14 protein-coding genes are annotated in these 16,065 nt (G+C 70.3%); 7 read left to right on the forward strand and 7 right to left on the reverse strand.

The window, feature by feature from the left end; translation table 11 throughout:
• Window positions 1–40: 40 nt before the first annotated feature.
• From pdhA to ACFQ58_RS08520, 3 genes are read left to right on the forward strand one after another with little or no spacing between them, the layout of a single operon-like run.
• The gene (gene pdhA, locus ACFQ58_RS08510; RefSeq protein ID WP_376950640.1) at window positions 41–1,171 is read left to right on the forward strand and encodes a pyruvate dehydrogenase (acetyl-transferring) E1 component subunit alpha; all 1,131 of its coding nucleotides are present in this window, start codon (window positions 41–43) and stop codon (window positions 1,169–1,171) included.
• Complete coding sequence (locus ACFQ58_RS08515) at window positions 1,168–2,196, forward strand: alpha-ketoacid dehydrogenase subunit beta (RefSeq protein WP_376950641.1); 1,029 nt, start codon at window positions 1,168–1,170, stop codon at window positions 2,194–2,196. The genes pdhA and ACFQ58_RS08515 overlap by 4 nt, the downstream gene beginning before the upstream one ends.
• A complete protein-coding gene (locus tag ACFQ58_RS08520) occupies window positions 2,193–3,716 on the forward strand; it encodes a dihydrolipoamide acetyltransferase family protein (protein WP_376950642.1) in 1,524 nt (507 codons plus the stop codon). Before ACFQ58_RS08515 ends, ACFQ58_RS08520 begins: the two co-directional genes overlap by 4 nt.
• Window positions 3,717–3,785: 69 nt before the next feature.
• Here the strand turns inward: ACFQ58_RS08520 and ACFQ58_RS08525 are convergent, their stop codons facing one another.
• A complete protein-coding gene (locus ACFQ58_RS08525) occupies window positions 3,786–4,301 on the reverse strand; it encodes a hypothetical protein (protein ID WP_376950643.1) in 516 nt (171 codons plus the stop codon).
• A gap of 123 nt (window positions 4,302–4,424) precedes the next feature.
• Between ACFQ58_RS08525 and ACFQ58_RS08530 the strand changes: the two genes are divergently transcribed.
• Entirely contained in the window at window positions 4,425–4,640 is a 216-nt protein-coding gene (locus tag ACFQ58_RS08530; protein ID WP_376950644.1) for a hypothetical protein, read from the forward strand.
• A gap of 357 nt (window positions 4,641–4,997) precedes the next feature.
• On the opposite strand, the gene ACFQ58_RS08535 is transcribed toward ACFQ58_RS08530, so the two are convergent.
• The gene (locus ACFQ58_RS08535; RefSeq protein WP_376950645.1) at window positions 4,998–5,888 is read right to left on the reverse strand and encodes a LysR substrate-binding domain-containing protein; all 891 of its coding nucleotides are present in this window, start codon (window positions 5,886–5,888) and stop codon (window positions 4,998–5,000) included.
• 59 nt (window positions 5,889–5,947) lie between these two features.
• Here ACFQ58_RS08535 and ACFQ58_RS08540 point away from each other — a divergent pair, with 59 nt between their 5' ends.
• The 3 genes from ACFQ58_RS08540 to ACFQ58_RS08550 are packed head-to-tail and all read left to right on the forward strand — an operon-like array spanning window position 5,948 to window position 9,494.
• Window positions 5,948–7,243: a M20 family metallo-hydrolase gene (locus ACFQ58_RS08540; RefSeq protein ID WP_376950646.1), complete on the forward strand. Its 1,296-nt coding sequence runs from the start codon at window positions 5,948–5,950 to the stop codon at window positions 7,241–7,243.
• A complete protein-coding gene (locus ACFQ58_RS08545) occupies window positions 7,240–8,355 on the forward strand; it encodes a diaminopropionate ammonia-lyase (protein WP_376950647.1) in 1,116 nt (371 codons plus the stop codon). The genes ACFQ58_RS08540 and ACFQ58_RS08545 overlap by 4 nt, the downstream gene beginning before the upstream one ends.
• Window positions 8,352–9,494 carry an ArgE/DapE family deacylase gene (locus tag ACFQ58_RS08550; protein ID WP_376950648.1) on the forward strand — a complete coding sequence of 381 codons (1,143 nt, stop codon included), beginning with the start codon at window positions 8,352–8,354 and terminating at the stop codon, window positions 9,492–9,494. The genes ACFQ58_RS08545 and ACFQ58_RS08550 overlap by 4 nt, the downstream gene beginning before the upstream one ends.
• 133 nt (window positions 9,495–9,627) lie before the next feature.
• Here the strand turns inward: ACFQ58_RS08550 and ACFQ58_RS08555 are convergent, their stop codons facing one another.
• The 5 genes from ACFQ58_RS08555 to ACFQ58_RS08575 all read right to left on the reverse strand — a co-directional run bounded on the left by ACFQ58_RS08555 (window position 9,628) and on the right by ACFQ58_RS08575 (window position 16,058).
• Entirely contained in the window at window positions 9,628–10,635 is a 1,008-nt protein-coding gene (locus ACFQ58_RS08555; RefSeq protein WP_376950649.1) for a LacI family DNA-binding transcriptional regulator, read from the reverse strand.
• A 97-nt stretch (window positions 10,636–10,732) separates the two neighbouring features.
• Window positions 10,733–11,776 carry a LacI family DNA-binding transcriptional regulator gene (locus ACFQ58_RS08560; protein WP_376950650.1) on the reverse strand — a complete coding sequence of 348 codons (1,044 nt, stop codon included), beginning with the start codon at window positions 11,774–11,776 and terminating at the stop codon, window positions 10,733–10,735.
• Between the two features lie 159 nt (window positions 11,777–11,935).
• Window positions 11,936–14,248 carry a family 78 glycoside hydrolase catalytic domain gene (locus ACFQ58_RS08565; RefSeq protein WP_376950651.1) on the reverse strand — a complete coding sequence of 771 codons (2,313 nt, stop codon included), beginning with the start codon at window positions 14,246–14,248 and terminating at the stop codon, window positions 11,936–11,938.
• Window positions 14,245–15,114 carry a carbohydrate ABC transporter permease gene (locus ACFQ58_RS08570; RefSeq protein ID WP_376950652.1) on the reverse strand — a complete coding sequence of 290 codons (870 nt, stop codon included), beginning with the start codon at window positions 15,112–15,114 and terminating at the stop codon, window positions 14,245–14,247. The genes ACFQ58_RS08565 and ACFQ58_RS08570 overlap by 4 nt, the downstream gene beginning before the upstream one ends.
• Window positions 15,114–16,058: a carbohydrate ABC transporter permease gene (locus ACFQ58_RS08575; RefSeq protein ID WP_376950653.1), complete on the reverse strand. Its 945-nt coding sequence runs from the start codon at window positions 16,056–16,058 to the stop codon at window positions 15,114–15,116. The genes ACFQ58_RS08570 and ACFQ58_RS08575 overlap by 1 nt, the downstream gene beginning before the upstream one ends.
• Window positions 16,059–16,065: the final 7 nt, after the last annotated feature.

Here is a 16,065-nt window from a genome sequence, read left to right on the forward strand (position 1 = left end):
ACCCCGAGCGAGGGGGGCCAGACTGGCGCACCATGGCCGTATGAGCCTCAACGTCGAGCATCACGACACCCGCGTCCTGCCCTCCGAGAAGCCCCTGCGCCTGCTCGACAATGCGGGGCACGCCCTGCACGGCCGCGAGACCGGCGGCTTCGCGCTGCCGGCCGTCGAGACGCTCCTCGAGCTCTACCGGCGCATGGTGATCGCCCGCCGGTTCGACGTGCAGGTCACCGCGCTGACCAAGCAGGGCCGACTCGCGACGTACCCGTCCGCGTACGGCCAGGAGGCCTGCGAGATCGGCGTGATCTCGGCGATCACCGCCGACGACTGGTTCTTCCCGACCTATCGCGACAGCATCGCGCTGCTGACCCGAGGACTCGCTCCCGGCGAGATCCTGCAGTCCTTCCGCGGCGACTGGCACAACGGATGGGACCAGCACGAGCACCGCACGGCGTCGATGGCGACGCCGCTCGCCACGCAGGCGCTCCACGCCGTCGGCCTCGCGCACGCTGCGCGACTGCGCCGCGACCCGATCGTCGCGCTGACGTTCCTGGGCGACGGGGCGACGAGCGAGGGCGACGCTCACGAGGCGTTCAACTTCGCGGCCGTCTGGCAGGCGCCGACCGTGTTCCTCGTGCAGAACAACCAGTTCGCGATCAGCACGCCGCTCGCCCGGCAGACCCGCGCGGCGACGCTCGCCGACAAGGCCGTGGGCTACGGCATGCCGGGCTATCACGTCGACGGCAACGACATCGCGGCGATGTACGCCGTCGCCTCGGCAGCGGTCGAGCGCGCCCGCTCCGGCGGTGGTCCCACGCTCATCGAGGGACTGACGTATCGCATCGAGTCGCACACCAACTCCGACGACCCCACCCGCTACCGGCAGCAGCGCGACGTCGAGCACTGGAAGCGCCGCGACCCGATCGAGCGCCTCGAGAAGTACCTCGTCTCGGAGGGCGCCCTCGCCGACGCGCTCCGCGGGGAGATCGCCGAGGCGGCCGAGGACCTCGCGGCGCGCACGCGCGAGGCGATGAGCGAGGAGCCCGAGCTGGATCCGCTGCAGCTGTTCGACCACGTCTATGCCAGCCCGCGCGCCTCGCTCGCCGAGCAGCGGGCTGCGCTCGAGGCCGAGCTCGCCGCGCGCGGCGCCGGCGCGGAGGTGGCCGCCCGATGAGCTCGACGGCGACCGAACGTGCGGCGGATGCCGCGGCATCCGCCCCGCAGCCCCTGACCATGGCGGGCGCGCTCAACGCCGCGCTTCGCGACGCAATGGAGGCCGACGACCGCGTCGTGCTGTACGGCGAGGACGTCGGGCCGCTCGGCGGCGTGTTCCGCGTGACCGATGGCCTGCAGGCGCGCTTCGGCGACGAACGCGTGTGGGATTCGCCCCTCGCGGAGTCGGGAATCGTCGGCACCGCGGTCGGCATGGCCATGTACGGCCTGCGTCCCGTGGTCGAGATGCAGTTCGACGCGTTCAGCTACCCCGCCTTCGAGCAGATCGTGTCGCACGTCGCCAAGATGCGGAACCGGACGAAGGGCAGCGTCGCGTTGCCCATGGTCATCCGCATCCCGTGCGCCGGCGCGATCGGCGGCGTCGAGCACCACTCCGACTCCTCGGAGGCGTACTGGACGGCGACGCCCGGCCTCACCGTGGTGATGCCGTCCAACCCCGCCGACGCGTACTCGATGCTGCGCGAGGCCATCGAGAGCGACGACCCGGTCGTGTTCATGGAGCCGAAGAGCCGCTACTGGGCGAAGGCGAACCTCGAGCTGCCCGTGCGCACGGCCCCCATGGACCGGGCCGAGGTCGTCCGCGAGGGGTCGGATGTCACGCTCATCGCGTACGGCCCGACGGTTCGGACCGCGCTCGACGCCGCAGCCGCCGCCGAGGCGGAGGGGCTCTCGATCGAGGTGGTCGACCTGCGGAGCCTGTCGCCGTTCGACGACGAGACCGTCGGCGCCTCGGTGCGGAAGACCTCGCGTGCTGCGGTCATCCACGAGGCGGCGCAGTTCGGCGGCTACGGCGCCGAGGTCGCCGCGCGCCTGACCGAGCGGAACTTCTTCCACCTCGCCGCGCCGATCCTGCGCATCACGGGGTGGGACATCCCGTTCCCGTCACCGAAGCTCGAGGAGCACCACCTGCCGACGCCCGACCGCGTGCTCGAGGCGCTCGCCTCCTGGGAATGGGACCTGGCATGAGCGCGCGAGAGTTCATCCTGCCCGACCTCGGCGAGGGTCTCACCGAGGCCGAGGTCGTCGCGTGGCTCGTCCAGCCCGGCGACGAGGTGAGCGTCGACCAGCCGGTCGTGGAGCTCGAGTCCGCGAAGTCCGTCGTGCAGCTGCCGACGCCCTTCGCCGGGGTCGTCGAATCCCTCGGCGGTGAGGTCGGCCAGGTGCTGCACGCCGGCGCCGTGCTGATGCGACTGACGCCGGTCGGCGCGGGTGCCGAGTCGGCCGCCGCGGCCGAGGCGATGACGGATGGCGCGACCGCCGAGCAGCCCGTCGCGGCCGAGCCCGGCGTGGCCGTGCCCACCGAGGCGGCGACCGAGGAGTCGGGCGCCGTGCTGATCGGCTACGGCACGCGCACGAGCGCGGCGAGCGCGCGCTCCGCGTCGGCGCCGTCGCGCTTCGGCAACCGGCGAGCGAGCGATGCGTCCTCGGACGCCCCGCCGCCGGCGCCGATGGAGCCCGCACAGTCCGCCGAGCCCGTCGAGCCCGCCGAGCCCGTCGCGTCGGCGGCGCGAACGGAGCCCGAGGTCGACGACCCGCGCTCCGCGCTCGACCACGACCGCCACTCCCCCGTGGTCTCGCCGATCGTCCGTCGACTCGCCCGCGAGCACGGCTTCGACGCGACCGAGCTGCTGGGCTCCGGTCCCGAGGGCCTCGTGACGCGCGGCGACGTCGAGGCCTTCATCCACGAGCTCGAGGCGGCCCGCGCGGGCACGCACACCGGCGTCACGGCGGCCCACGCCGGCGCGGCGCCATCCGTGACGCCCACGGCCGCGCCGAGCCCCGCACCCGTCGCGGCCGGCGACCACCGCGTCCCGCTCGATCGGACCGCTCGCGCGGCCGCCGCGCACTTCACGCGGTCCCGTCGCGAGATCCCCGAGGCGACCGTCTGGATGGACGTCGACGCGACCGAGCTGCTCGCCGCACGGCGTCAGCTCCATGAGGCCACGGGCGAGCGCTTCGGCATGACGGCCCTCCTGGCCCGATTCGTGGTCGCGGGGCTGAAGCGGCATCCGTCGCTCAATGCGAGCTTCGACGGCGACCGCAACGAGCTGGTGCTGCACTCCGCGATCAACCTCGGCCTCGCCGCGCAGACCCCGCGCGGGCTGCTCGTCCCGGTCGTGCACGGCGCCGAGCGGATGTCGCTGCGCGAGCTCCGCGACGCCGTGCAGGCTCGCACCGAGCAAGCGGCGACCGGCGCGTTCCCGCCGGATGCGCTTACGAACGGGACGTTCACGCTCAACAACTACGGCACGCTGGGTGTGGACGGCTCGGCCGCGATCATCAACTACCCGGAGGCGGCCATGCTCGGCATCGGCCGGCTCGTGGAGCGGCCCTGGGTCGTCGACGGGCAGCTCGCCGTGCGCACGGTGACCGAGCTGACGATCTCGTTCGACCACCGCGTGTGCGACGGTGCCGAGGCGGCCGCGTTCCTCACCTACGTCGCGCGCTGCATCGAGCGACCGATCTCACTGCTCGCCGACCTCTGAGGTCCGCTGGAACGGCTGAGGCGCACCCGCCACGGGGTGCGCCTCAGCCGTTTCCGGGCTCCGGCCGGATCAGAAGAAGTCGTCGGGAGTCCCGGCGGCGCGCTCGACGTCGCGGGTCTCGATGCGCGCCGCGGCGAGCTTGGCGACCGCGACGCGCAGGCCGGATTCCATCTGCGCCGCCCAGGCGTCGGACTCGCGGGCCGTCGTCTCTGCGGCCCGGGCGCGCGCCTCGGCCGCGTCGGCCGCGCGGCGCGCATCGGCCACCTGTCGCAGGGCGAGCGAGATGCCGTAGTACGCGGCGACCATGGTGGCGATCGGGGCCGCGACGACTGCGAGCGCGCTGACCCCCGCGCCGTTGGGCGTGAAGGCGACCACGAGCGCGAACGCGAGGAACAGCGCCGCGATGGCGATGATCACGACGAGCATGAAGCGCAGGTCGCGGCTCCAGGGCTTCGGGGCCTTCCCGGTCGACTCGGGCTGCGGCTCCGGAATCGGATCGGGCTCGGGTGGGGCGCTGAACACCGCGGTGTCGCCGTAGCGTGCGTCGTAGACGGGATCGGAGGTGCGGGCGGTCGTGTCGCTCATGTGGCGGAACCCCTTGTGTCGGATCGTCCCCTCATTCTGTGCCGCGTTCGGGGGGCGGTCAAGGAAGCGCGCCGCGACGCCCGCGCCCACGGCGATGTCGGTGGGTGCTGAGATGCTCTCACTATGGAGATCGTGGAGCTGAAGCAGACACGGGAGCTCGCCGTGGGCGACACCCTGGTCAGCGCGGCTGGCGACGCGTACGACGTCACGAAGCTCGCGCGCATCGGCCGGGGCATTCGCGTCCAGTACGTCACCTCCGACGGCCGCTCGGGCCGATTCACCGCGGCACCCGACGCGATCACGCGGGTTCGCCGTGTCGATTCGCTGCACGCGGCCTGACGTCGAGCCGCACTGAGGTCCCGAAACGCGAAACCCGGTGCTCGAGGAGCACCGCGTTCATGGTGGATCTGAGGGGACTCGAACCCCTGACCCCCTGACGGTGTGCATCGTGGTGGGCGCGCACGTGTTTGGTTGTGGATGCCAGCAAGTATAAGGAAGTGCGGGGTGAGCGGCCGGCGCGGCGGTGGCCGATGGATGCCGTCATATGCCGGTGTCTGGAGACGAAAAGAGCCGCAAAAAGGCCGCAGACCTGGGGTGACGCTGCCGGGGTCACGGCAGGCTTCTGGTCGTCTCCGCGCACGATGGCGCCCGCACCGTCGAAGGTCGGCCGTCCCGATCTGACATTCAGCTCCATTGTCAGACCGACGCGCGAAGTGCACGGCGCACCGCTTCGAGTGCGGGGTTCGCCTGGCTGCCGGTGCGGGTGGCGAGGCGGATGTCGCGGCTCGCGCCGCTGGGCGTCAGCGTGAACTCCCCCACGGTGTTGGCGATGAGCGCGGGGAGGAAGGCGATGGCTCGTCCCTGTGCGACGAGGCGCGCGTGCAGGAGCACGTCGACGGACTCGAAGGCGACCCTCGGTTCGAATCCCGCGGCGCGGCACGTCGCAGCCGCCCATTCCCGCGCGCGGGTACCCGAGGGTTCCATCGCCCAACGCGCATCCGCGAGGCCGGCGAGGCTGGACGCAGCGTGAGCAGCGGGCGTGGCGATCAGCATCGGATCGTCGAGGAGGTGCTCTGTGGTGATGTTGGTGATGGGCGCGACGGGCGAGCCCGGGTACTCCTCGTAGAGCACGAGGTCGACGTCGCGCGCGAGCAGGGCCGGGAGGGCATGTTCCGCGTGGACGTGCTGGAACGAGACGTCGACGCCGGGATGCTCGTCGGCCAGTCGATCGAGCGCACTGGGCACGATGGTGTGCGCTGCCGTCTGGAACGTCGCGATGCGCACTTGCCCGGACACGCTCGACCGACTGGCCGCGATGGCCGCCTCGGCCTGTTCGAGTTCGAGCAGGACGCGCTCGGTGTGCGCGACGAGCAGCTCCGCGGCATCCGTCAGCCGGACCCGCCGCCCGACGGGTTCGATCACGGGCACGCCGACTTCGCGTTCGAGGATGGCGAGCTGGTGCGAGATCGCCGATGCGCTGTAGCCGAGCGCGTCGCCGACCGCGGCGAGCGTGCCGCGATGCTTGAGCTCGCGGAGCAGGCGGAGCCGGTGCAGGTCGTACATCACCAACCATTCGATCCGATTCATCGATACTGATGAGAATCATGCTATCGATCGAACGGATCGCGCGGCCGTACCGTCGAGTCATGACCGACACGCTTCCCACCCGAGCCCCTTCCAACGCGCTCGCCATCGACCCCGATCGACTCTGGGCCTCGCTCATGGAACTCGCCCGCATCGGCGCCTACGACGACCCGGCGACCGGACTCGTGGGAGTGAACCGCCAGTCGCTCACCGATGCCGATGCCGAGGGCCGTCGCCTCCTCGTTCGCTGGATGGAGGAGGCCGGCCTCGAGGTCACCATCGACGAGATGGGCACGATCTTCGGCCGCCGGGAGGGCCTCGAGCCGGACCTCGCGCTGATCATGGCCGGGTCGCACATCGACAGCGTCGCGACCGCGGGTGCCTTCGACGGATGCCTCGGCGTGCTTGGCGCCCTCGAGGTCATCCGCAGCCTGAACGACGCCGGCATCGCGACGCGCCGTCCGATCGTTATCGCCGCGTTCACCGAGGAGGAGGGTGTTCGATTCGGCACCGACATGCTCGGCTCGGCGGTCGCTGCCGGCCGGCTCACCCTCGAATACGCGTACGACCTGGTGGATGACGCGGGCCTCCGGTTCGGCGACGAGCTCGAGCGGATCGGATTCCGGGGTGACCGCCCGGTGCGGCTCGACCCGCCGCACGCCTATGTCGAGTGCCACATCGAGCAGGGACCGGTGCTCGCGCAGGAGGGCTACGCCGTCGGCATCGTCACGGGTGTGCAGGCCATCTCGTGGCAGAAGGTCACCCTGCACGGCCGGGCCGCGCACGCGGGCACCACCCCGACCGAACTGCGGATCGACGCGGGTCTCGCCGCCGCGCAGGTCATCGTGCACGTGCGCGAGATGGTCGACTCGGGCCGGTACGGGCGGCTCCGCGCGACCGTCGGACACGTCACGACCTCGCCCGGTCTCCCCAGCGTCGTGCCAGACCGTGCCGAGCTCACCGTCGACCTGCGGAACCCCGACGACGGGCACATGGCCGCCGCCGAGGCCGATCTCGCCGCGTTCCTCGACGGGCTCCCCGCCCGCCAGCCCGGCCTCCGTGTCGAGACGAAGCGGATGGCGAAGACCCGCCAGGTCCCCTTCGACCCGGGCGTGCAGGATGCCGCCGCGGCATCCGCTCATGATCTCGGCCTGCCGACCATGCGACTCATGTCGGGAGCCGGGCACGACGCACAGGAGATCGCCGCGATCGCGCCGACCGCGATGATCTTCGTACGCGGCCAGCACGACGGCATCAGCCACAACCCCCGCGAGTACTCCACCCCCGACGACTGCGCGGCCGGCATCGCCGTGCTCGGCACCACGCTCCTCCGTCTCGCCGAGGAGGCCGACGCATGAGCGCGACGTACTGGAACCCCGAAGCCCGCGGATGGCGCAGCGATCGGCTCGCCGGCGTGATCGCGTTCCACCGGAGTCTTCCCGGCTACGCGGCGACCCGCTCGGTCGACGCGCCGGCGCTCGCGGCCGAACTCGGCGTCGGACGCGTGGTCGTGAAGGAGGAGAGCGCCCGCCTCGGCCTGCCCGCCTTCAAGATCCTCGGCGCCGCCTACGCCATCTCCCGCGCACTCTCTGCAGGCTTCGGCTCGCCCGACCGCGCGCTGCCCCTCGACGAGCTCCGCGCCGCGGTCGCGGACGCGGGCGGTCGGCCCGTCCGGCTGGTCGCCGCCACCGACGGCAACCACGGCCGCGCCGTCGCGCACACCGCACGGCTGCTCGGCCTGCCCGCGCAGATCTGGTTCCCCGACACCCTCTCGGCCGAGGCCAAGCAGGCGATCGCCGATGAGGGCGCCGAGACCGTGGAGCTCGCCATCCCCTACGACGACGTGGTCCATGCCGCCACGACGTCCGCGCAGGACGCCGGGCCCGACGCGATGCTCGTCCAGGACACCGCGTGGCCCGGGTACGAGGAGATCCCGCAGTGGATCGTCGACGGCTACTCGACGCTGTTCGAGGAGGCCGACGCGCAGCTCACCGAACTCGGCGTCACCGACCTCGACCTCGTCGCCGTGCCGGTCGGCGTCGGCTCCCTCGCGCAGGCCGCGGTGCGCCACTACCGCTCCGGTGTCGGAGCCCCGATCGTGCTGAGCGTCGAGGCGTCCGCCGCGCCGCCGATCATCGAGTCGCTGCATCGCGGCGAACCGGTCAGCGTGCCGACGAGCGTCACCGTCATGTCGGGCCTGAACTGCGGCACCGTCTCGGGCAACGCCTGGCCGATCCTGCACGCCGGGCTCGACGCGGCGGTCACGGTCGACGAGGATGCCGCGATCCGCGCGGTGCACGACCTCGAGGCGCTCGACATCGATTCCGGGCCCTGCGGCGCGGCCACGCTCGCCGGCGTCCGCACCCTGCTCGCCGACGATCGGTCCCGCGCCGCGCTCGGACCCGACTCGACCGTGCTGCTGCTCTCGACCGAGGGCCGGCTCGCCAATCCCCTTCCCGCCGGCCGATGAACGAGCTCGACCTGCTGCGCGAGCTCATCGCGATCGACTCGGTCAACCCGGCGCTCGTGCCGGGCGGCGCCGGCGAGGCGCGCATCGCCGAGGCCGTCACGGCCTGGCTCGCCGACCGCGGCTTCGACTGCCGTCGGCTCGAGTCCGTGCCCGGCCGCCCCTCGATCCTCGCCGTCGCGCGGGGCACCGACGGCGGCCGCAGCCTGATGCTCAACGGTCATCTCGACACCGTCTCCCTTGCGAGCTACGACGGCGACGGCCTCGACCCCGTCATCCGCGACGGCCGACTCCACGGCCGCGGGGCCTACGACATGAAGTCCGGCCTCGCCGCGATGATGGTCGCCGCCGCCCGCGCGCATCGGTCGCGGCATCGCGGCGACATCCTGCTCGCCCTCGTCGCCGACGAGGAGCACGGCAGCCGCGGCACCGAGGAAGTCCTCGACGCGATCACCACCGACGCCGCGATCGTCGTCGAGCCCACCGGGCACGACATCGTCACCGCGCACCGCGGCTTCGCGTGGGCCACCGTCACGATCCACGGTCGCGCCGCCCACGGCTCCCGACCCGACCTCGGCATCGACGCGATCGCGAAGGCGGGTCGGTTCCTCACCGCGATCGACGAGCTCGGCGACCGGCTCGGGGCCTCAGCGTCGCGGCATCCGCTGCTCGGAACCGGGAGCGCCCACGCGGGCACGATCGTCGGCGGCGCCGAGGTCTCGAGCTACCCCGACGCGTGCGTCGTCACCGTCGAACGACGCACGATCCCAGGCGAGGACGACGCGACGTTCGCACGCGAGCTCAGCGACATCCGCGACCGCATCGTCCGCAGCGACCCAGAGTTCCGCGCCGACATCGAGCTCACCGCCCACCGTGGCCCGTTCGAGGCCGACACGGACTCGGCGATCACCGCCGCCGTCACCGGCGCGTTCCGCGACGTCGCCGGCCGGGAGCCCACGCGCCGGGGCGAACCGTTCTGGACCGATTGCGCGCTCCTGCACGACGCCGGCATCGACACCGTCATGTTCGGCGTCGACGGCGGCGGCGCGCACGCAGCCGCCGAGTGGGTCGAGCTCGCCTCGCTCCACGCGGTGACCGACACGCTCGAACGCGCCATCCGGAACTACGTCGGCGGGCCCTGAGGCAGGACGACGTCCTCGTCGAGCGCCCCCGCGGCGACCAGCACCTCGAACGTGGAGCCAGCGCCGCGAGCGCACTCGCCAGCAGATGAGCTCCACTATGACGGGCGGCTCCCGCGGAGAACGGGCCCGGCGCCTACGCGCCTTGTGGAGAGGGTCCAGTGGTCGAGCGGATGAGGAGCCTCGGCGCGAGCAGTTCATGGCGAGATTCCGTGCGGCCCGCGATCCGCTCCAACAGGAGACCTGCCGCGATGATGCCGGTGCGCAGGCCTTCCTGGTCGACGCTGGTCAGAGACACTGGTCCGAGCGAAGCGATGGGTGAGTTGTCCGAGCTGGCGATCGAGAGCTCGGCAGGCACATCGATTCCGCGCTGCCACAGTTCGCTCAGAAGGCCCACTGCCGCGACGTCGGCACCTGCGTGAATCGCGGTGGGCCTCGGATCGGTGCCGGCGAGCACATCGGCGACGTCGTGGCCGCCCTGAATCGTCCACGGACGTTTGATGACCGTTGCGTCCTGCTCCAGTCCGTGCGCCGCGACCGCGTCCAGGAAGCCGCGCAGTCGCAGGTTCTCAGGCGTGCCCACCTCGGCGAACGCCTCGTCATTCGCGACGAAGGCGATCCGCCGGTGTCCGAGTTCGACCAAGTGATCCACGACGAGCCTCGATCCGACGGACTCGTCGCCGCGAACCGTGTCGAACGCTTCGTCCGCGAGCTCGCGCCCTACGACGACCAGGGGGATCTGCTGGGCGGCGCTCGCCAGGTCCTCTGCGGATATCCGCGGCGCCACCAGGATCAGCCCGTCCATCCGATGATCGATGAGCGCATCGAGCATCGCCTGCTGCGTTTCGGCGCTGTACCCGCCGGGGGCGATCAGCAGCTCGTATCCCTGCTCCTGGAGTACGTCCTTGGCCCCGCTCGTGAGGACGCTGAAGTACGGGTTCTCGATGTCCGACACGAGCATGCCGATGGTGTACGTCTTTCCCCGCATCCCTCGCGCGAGGCGGTGGGGACGGTATCCGAGTGCATCCATCGAAGCGTGGACCTTGTCGCGCATCGCATCGCTGACGCCGTAGGCGTCCCGGAGCACCTTCGAGGCCGACGCCGTGGAGACACCAGCGTGGCGGGCGACGTCGACGATGGTCACACGTCGCCCTCGGCGACTCTCCCGGGGTTCCTCAGGGGTCATGGATGCATCCTGTTGTGCTGCGCGGAGGGATCGCTGAGCCGGCCGACTTCCACGCCTAGCGCTCCGGCGGCGCGGTGGTCGTGCGTGCGACCAGCTGCGGACGAAGCAGGACGTGCGACGCATCCACCCGTCCTTCGATGCGCTCCAACAGGAGCCGGCCGGCCGTCTCGCCCATCTCGAATCCGGACTGATCGACCGTCGTCAGCCCGATCGGACCAATGGAGGAGATCCGGGAGTTGTCGTATCCCACGAGCGAGTAGGTCGCCGGAACCGCACGACGTTGCTCCCACAACTCGCTCATGATTCCGAGCGCGGTGACGTCCGCCCCCGCGAACACGGCAGTCAGCGGGGTCTCGAGCGAGTCGACCATTGCAACCGCATTCCTGCCGCCCTCCAGACTCCACCGCGAATCGATCACAACCGCGTCATCCGCCAGACCTCGCGATGCCATGGCCTTGAGGAACCCGGCCAGCCGAGCGCTCTCGGGCCGGTCGGGCTCGACGCGATCCTGATGGTTCGTGACGAACCCGATCCGTCCATGCCCGAGGCCGACGAGGTGGTCGACGACCAGCTCCGAACCGCGCTCGTCGTCACCCGAGACGGAATCGAGGACTTCACTGTGGCTATGCCGGCCGACGATCACCAACGGGATCTCACGAGCGATCCGATCGAGGTCATCCCCGCCGACCACCGGTGCGACGAGGATCAGACCGTCCATCTGGTGGTCGATGAGCGCGTCCACGACGGCGTTCTGGGAGGCGGCCTCGTATCCGCCGGGCGAGATCAGGAGCTCGTAGTCGCGCTGGCGGAGGACGCTGGAGATGCCGTCCGCGATCAGGCTGAAGAACGGGTTGTCGATGTCCGAGACCATCATGCCGATAGTGAACGTACGCCCTCGCATTCCCCGAGCCGGCCGATGCGGACGGTAGCCCAGCGCATCCATCGAGGCTTGCACGCGCTCGCGCATCGACTCGCTCACCCCGTAGGCGTTGCGGAGCACCTTCGACGCGGACGCGGTCGACACCCCGGCGTGCTGGGCGACGTCCACGATCGTCACCCGCTTCTGCCGCACCTCGCCGGCAGTCCTGACTTCCTGCACTGCTTCGCCTCTCGATCGATCCCGGCTGCCCCATAGCGGGCGGCCCTGACGCTGGTGGACCTGGTTTCGTGACCGGATCAGAGAACGTTATCCGATAAACCGCGCGAGGGTGTCGCGCCGGTCCGATGTACGCGGAGGCACACCCGCCGCGAGCGTCCGTCAGCCCGCGCGCCGCGCGCCGGCGTCCTGGAGGAACGCCACCACGACCTCATGGGTTCCGTGCCCGCGTTCGAAGGGTTCGACGCCTTCGAGGTCGAACACCGCCACTGTGCCGGTAGGAATGGTGGCACGCACTCGAAGCTCATCCCCCACCACCGCCCAGTCGATCGATGCCTCGCCGAACGGGGTCCGGCAGGTGGCGCCCGCGTCGGTCAGCGGGCGGCGGGGCCGAGGGGCGATGCGGATCCGACGGTACCCGGGCTCCAGCGGAGCGATGCCCGCCACCGTCCGATGCAACCAGTCCGCGACTGCCCCGAAGGCATAGTGGTTGAAGGAGGTCATCTCACCCGGGTTGACGGAACCGTCGGGAAGCATGCTGTCCCAGCGCTCCCAGATCGTCGTGGCTCCCATTCCGACGGCGTACAGCCACGACGGATTCGCATCGTTCAGGAGGACGCCGTATGCGTCCTCGATCGCGCCGACGCTGGTGAGCGCGTCGAGGAGGAGCGGGGTCCCGACGAAGCCGGTCCCGATGCGATGGCTACCGGACCGCACGAGTTCCACGAGATGGGAGCCTGCTGCTGCACGCTGTTCGTCCGAGTCGAGGAGGTCGAGTCGCAGCGCGATCGCGTACGCGGTCTGCGAGTGGCTCGTCAACGTGCCGTCCGGCGAGGTGAATCGAGCCCGGAATGCCGCGGCGACCTCGTCCGCGAGCTCCGAGTATCGCCGGTGCGCGATCTCGTCGCCGAGCAGCCGAGCAGCGCGCGCCACGAGTCGAGCGGAGTGGGCGAAGTACGCCGTCGCGACGAGCGCCGGCTCGGTGGCCCCACCCGCCGGGTCCTCCGGCGGTGCATCGGGATCCAGCCAGTCACCGAACTGGAATCCGGTGTCGCGCACCCGGGTCGGACCCGCCAGGTCCGCCAGGCCGTCCACCCACCGCTGCATCATCTCGAAGTTGACGCGGAGGTGCTCCAGGTCACCGGTCGCCTCGTACAGCGCGGACGGGACCATCGTCGTCGCGTCGCCCCAGACTGCCGGGTGGATGCGGCCGAACTGGGGATGGATCGCCTCGGCGCCATCGGGGAATGGCACTTCGGGCACGAAGTTGGGGACGCTGCCGTCCTCGCGCTGCTCGAGCGCCACGTCGCGAAGCCAGCTCCGGAGGAAGGTCGAGGCGTCGAAGAGGAACATCGCGGTCGGGGCGAAGACCGCGATGTCTCCCGTCCAGCCGAGCCGTTCGTCCCGCTGCGGGCAGTCGGTCGGAATCGAGACGAAGTTGCCCTCGGTGCTCGCCACCACGTTCTCGTGCAACTGCTGAAGGCCGCGATGGGATGTCCGGAACCAGCCCGTTCGAGGCATGTCGGAGTGGACGAGGATCGCGTCGATCTGGTCGATGGTCGGTTCGCCCCCGGGCCACCCCTCGACTTCGACGTATCGGAAGCCGTGATAGGTGAAGGCCGGCTCCCAGGCCTCCTCCCCGACGCCGCTGAGGATGTATCGGTCCGTTGCCAGCGCGGATCGCAGCGGCCGGACGCTGAGTTCGCCGTGCTCGAGGACTTCCGCATGTCGGAGCACGATCTCGTCTCCCGCCGCGCCGCGAACGCGGATGCGGACCCAGCCGACGATGTTCCGGCCGAAGTCGACGATCACCCGACCGCTGTCGGACCGGAAGATGCGGGTGGGGCGAAGCATCCCGGTCCGGCGTACCGGCGGGCCGATGCGCGCCTCGAGGCGACCGAGGTCGAAGTCGACAAGTTCGACGGGTCGGGCCTCCGTGCGGGCCGCCTCGTGCCGGGCATCATGCGTCTCACCGTCGTAGAGCTCCGCGACGAGCGTGGCGCCGGTGCTCCAAGTCCACGACTCGCCTGTGTACACTGCGCAGGTCCATTTGCCGCCGACCTGCACATCGAGTTGGGCGAGCACCGCTCGGTCGCGTCCGTACACCTCGCGCTGGCCGAAGAAGCCCAGTCGGCCGCTGTACCACCCCGGAGCGACTTCCGCCTCGATGACGTTGCGACCGACGGCCAGCAGCGCCCGCACGTCATTCGTGCGATAGACCAATCGGTGACGGTAGCTCTGCCAACCAGGTTCGAGCACCTCATCGCCGACGACGGTGCCGTTGATGCGGATGCGCCCGATGCCGAGGAAGGTCGAGCGAAGCACCGCCGCCGACGGCACGCGGGCGAGGTCGAACTCCCTGCGGAAGACGGGAACGGGCCCGCCCTCAGAGCCTGAGCCGATGAACGCCGCGGCCCATTCGGGCTGCGCTCCGGCATCGGTCGTGTTGACCGATCGAGGGATGACCGTGCTCATCCCTTGAGTCCGCCCTCGGTCAGTCCGGCGAGGACCTGCCGCTGACCGATGAGGTAGACGAGCACGAGGGGCAGGCTCGTCATCACGACGTGCGCGAAGACGAAGTTCCACTTCGTCCCGACGTACGACGACGACGCGAACTGGAACAGGGTGAGTGGAAGCGTCGCGTTCTCGGTCGACCGGAGGAGGAGCAGCGCGAAGAAGTAGTCGTTCCATACGCCGATCACCAGGAGGACTGCGGCAACGAACAGGATGGGTCGGAGCAACGGGAGGAGCACCGAGAAGAAGGTGCGGATACGCGAGGCGCCGTCGATCTCCGCCGCTTCCTCCAGTTCGATCGGCATGCCTCGGATGAATCCGGTGGTCAGGAAGATCACGAAGCCGAGGCGCGTGCCGATCTGCATCAGCGCGTATCCCCAGAGGCTGCCGTCCAGCTGCATGGTCGTCAGTACGAAGATCGTCGGGATGATCGCGGGAGGGAGGAGGATCGACAAGGCGCAGAGGTAGAAGAAGAACTGCGTACTCCGCCGCGTACTGCGTGCGTAGCCCCAGGCCGCGAGCGCTCCGAGGAGGAGGACGACGGCGACGGTGGGGACGGTGACCAGGAGCGTGTTGCGAAGACCGGTGAGGTAGTTCCCCTCGGTGAAGACGGCGCCGTAGTTGTAGCCGATGGCCCATTCGGTCGGCAGCGCGAGCGAGAGTTGCGAGGCCTCGCCCTCGAGTTTGAACGAGTTCACCAGCAGCAGCCAGAGGGGCACGCCGACCCACGGGATGGCGAAGATCGCCAGCAGCGTGTATCGAAGCCATGGGGCCTTCGACTTCGGGCGGCGCCGTACGGCGACCCGGTTCAGTGCGATGTCGGCCATCAGGCCACCTCCCGCTTCCGAAGCCATGCCACGAGCGGGATGGCGATGGCGATGACGAGCACGCTGACGGTGAGTCCGATGCTGCTCGCGGAGCCGAGGAATCCTGCTTGGAACTCCTGCTGCAGGGCGACGTTTAGGGTCGTGGTCGCGGATCCCGGCCCCCCTGACGTAGTCGAGGCGATGATGTCGAACGCGCTGAGGGCACCGATGAGAGTGGTAGCGACGTTGAAGGTGAAGGCCGGCGCGAGTAGCGGAAGCTGCACGCTGAAGAATCGCTTCACCGGACCGGCACCGTCGATGGCGGCGGCCTCGAGGAGGGATGCGGGAATGCTGTTGAGGCCGGCGATGTAGACGAGCGTCGCGATGCCGCTCCACTTCCACGCGTCGATGAACGCGACGGTGAAGAGGGCGAAGCCGGGGTTGCCGAGCCAGGCGAATTCGAAGCCGGGGACGAAGAGTCCGATGAACTGGTTCAGCGGCCCCTCGGGCGCGACGATCGCGCGCCAGATGTATCCGGCGGCGAGCGGGGAGATGAGCACCGGGATGAAGAACAGCGACCGGAAGAATGAGTTGCCCCGGGTCGTGCGCTGTAGCGCCAATGCCAGCGACAGGGCGGCGGTGTTCTGGACGGTCATCGCGATAACGGCGTAGATCAGGGTGACGATGATCGCGGCTTGAAGCTGTCCGGTCCCGAGGAGCAGTTCGAAGTTGTCGAGTCCGACGAAGTCGATGTTGTTGTTGTAGGACGACCAGCCAGAGAACGCGAAGGGGACGTTGAGGATGAAGGGGAGGATGAAGAAGACCGCGACGAGGATGAACGACGGGACGATGAAGAGCACCCACCCGCCGCGGCCCTTGCCCCGGGCCGGGACCGGGGCCCGCCCGCGACGGCGGGCCCCGGTAGTGGTGGTGGCGCTCTCAGCCTCGATGGATGAGATCACCATCAGGAAC

Source organism: Agromyces sp. NPDC056523, from assembly GCF_042794545.1.
Lineage (GTDB): Bacteria > Actinomycetota > Actinomycetes > Actinomycetales > Microbacteriaceae > Agromyces.

What these genes read in the sequence shown, in the direction of transcription:
- pdhA (WP_376950640.1), top strand. Translation starts at nt 41, where the DNA reads ATGAGCCTCAACGTCGAGCATCACGACACCCGCGTCCTGCCCTCCGAG.
- ACFQ58_RS08515 (WP_376950641.1), top strand. Translation starts at nt 1,168, where the DNA reads ATGAGCTCGACGGCGACCGAACGTGCGGCGGATGCCGCGGCATCCGCC.
- ACFQ58_RS08520 (WP_376950642.1), top strand. Translation starts at nt 2,193, where the DNA reads ATGAGCGCGCGAGAGTTCATCCTGCCCGACCTCGGCGAGGGTCTCACC.
- ACFQ58_RS08525 (WP_376950643.1), bottom strand. Translation starts at nt 4,301, where the DNA reads ATGAGCGACACGACCGCCCGCACCTCCGATCCCGTCTACGACGCACGC.
- ACFQ58_RS08530 (WP_376950644.1), top strand. Translation starts at nt 4,425, where the DNA reads ATGGAGATCGTGGAGCTGAAGCAGACACGGGAGCTCGCCGTGGGCGAC.
- ACFQ58_RS08535 (WP_376950645.1), bottom strand. Translation starts at nt 5,888, where the DNA reads ATGAATCGGATCGAATGGTTGGTGATGTACGACCTGCACCGGCTCCGC.
- ACFQ58_RS08540 (WP_376950646.1), top strand. Translation starts at nt 5,948, where the DNA reads ATGACCGACACGCTTCCCACCCGAGCCCCTTCCAACGCGCTCGCCATC.
- ACFQ58_RS08545 (WP_376950647.1), top strand. Translation starts at nt 7,240, where the DNA reads ATGAGCGCGACGTACTGGAACCCCGAAGCCCGCGGATGGCGCAGCGAT.
- ACFQ58_RS08550 (WP_376950648.1), top strand. Translation starts at nt 8,352, where the DNA reads ATGAACGAGCTCGACCTGCTGCGCGAGCTCATCGCGATCGACTCGGTC.
- ACFQ58_RS08565 (WP_376950651.1), bottom strand. Translation starts at nt 14,248, where the DNA reads ATGAGCACGGTCATCCCTCGATCGGTCAACACGACCGATGCCGGAGCG.
- ACFQ58_RS08570 (WP_376950652.1), bottom strand. Translation starts at nt 15,114, where the DNA reads ATGGCCGACATCGCACTGAACCGGGTCGCCGTACGGCGCCGCCCGAAG.
- ACFQ58_RS08575 (WP_376950653.1), bottom strand. Translation starts at nt 16,058, where the DNA reads ATGGTGATCTCATCCATCGAGGCTGAGAGCGCCACCACCACTACCGGG.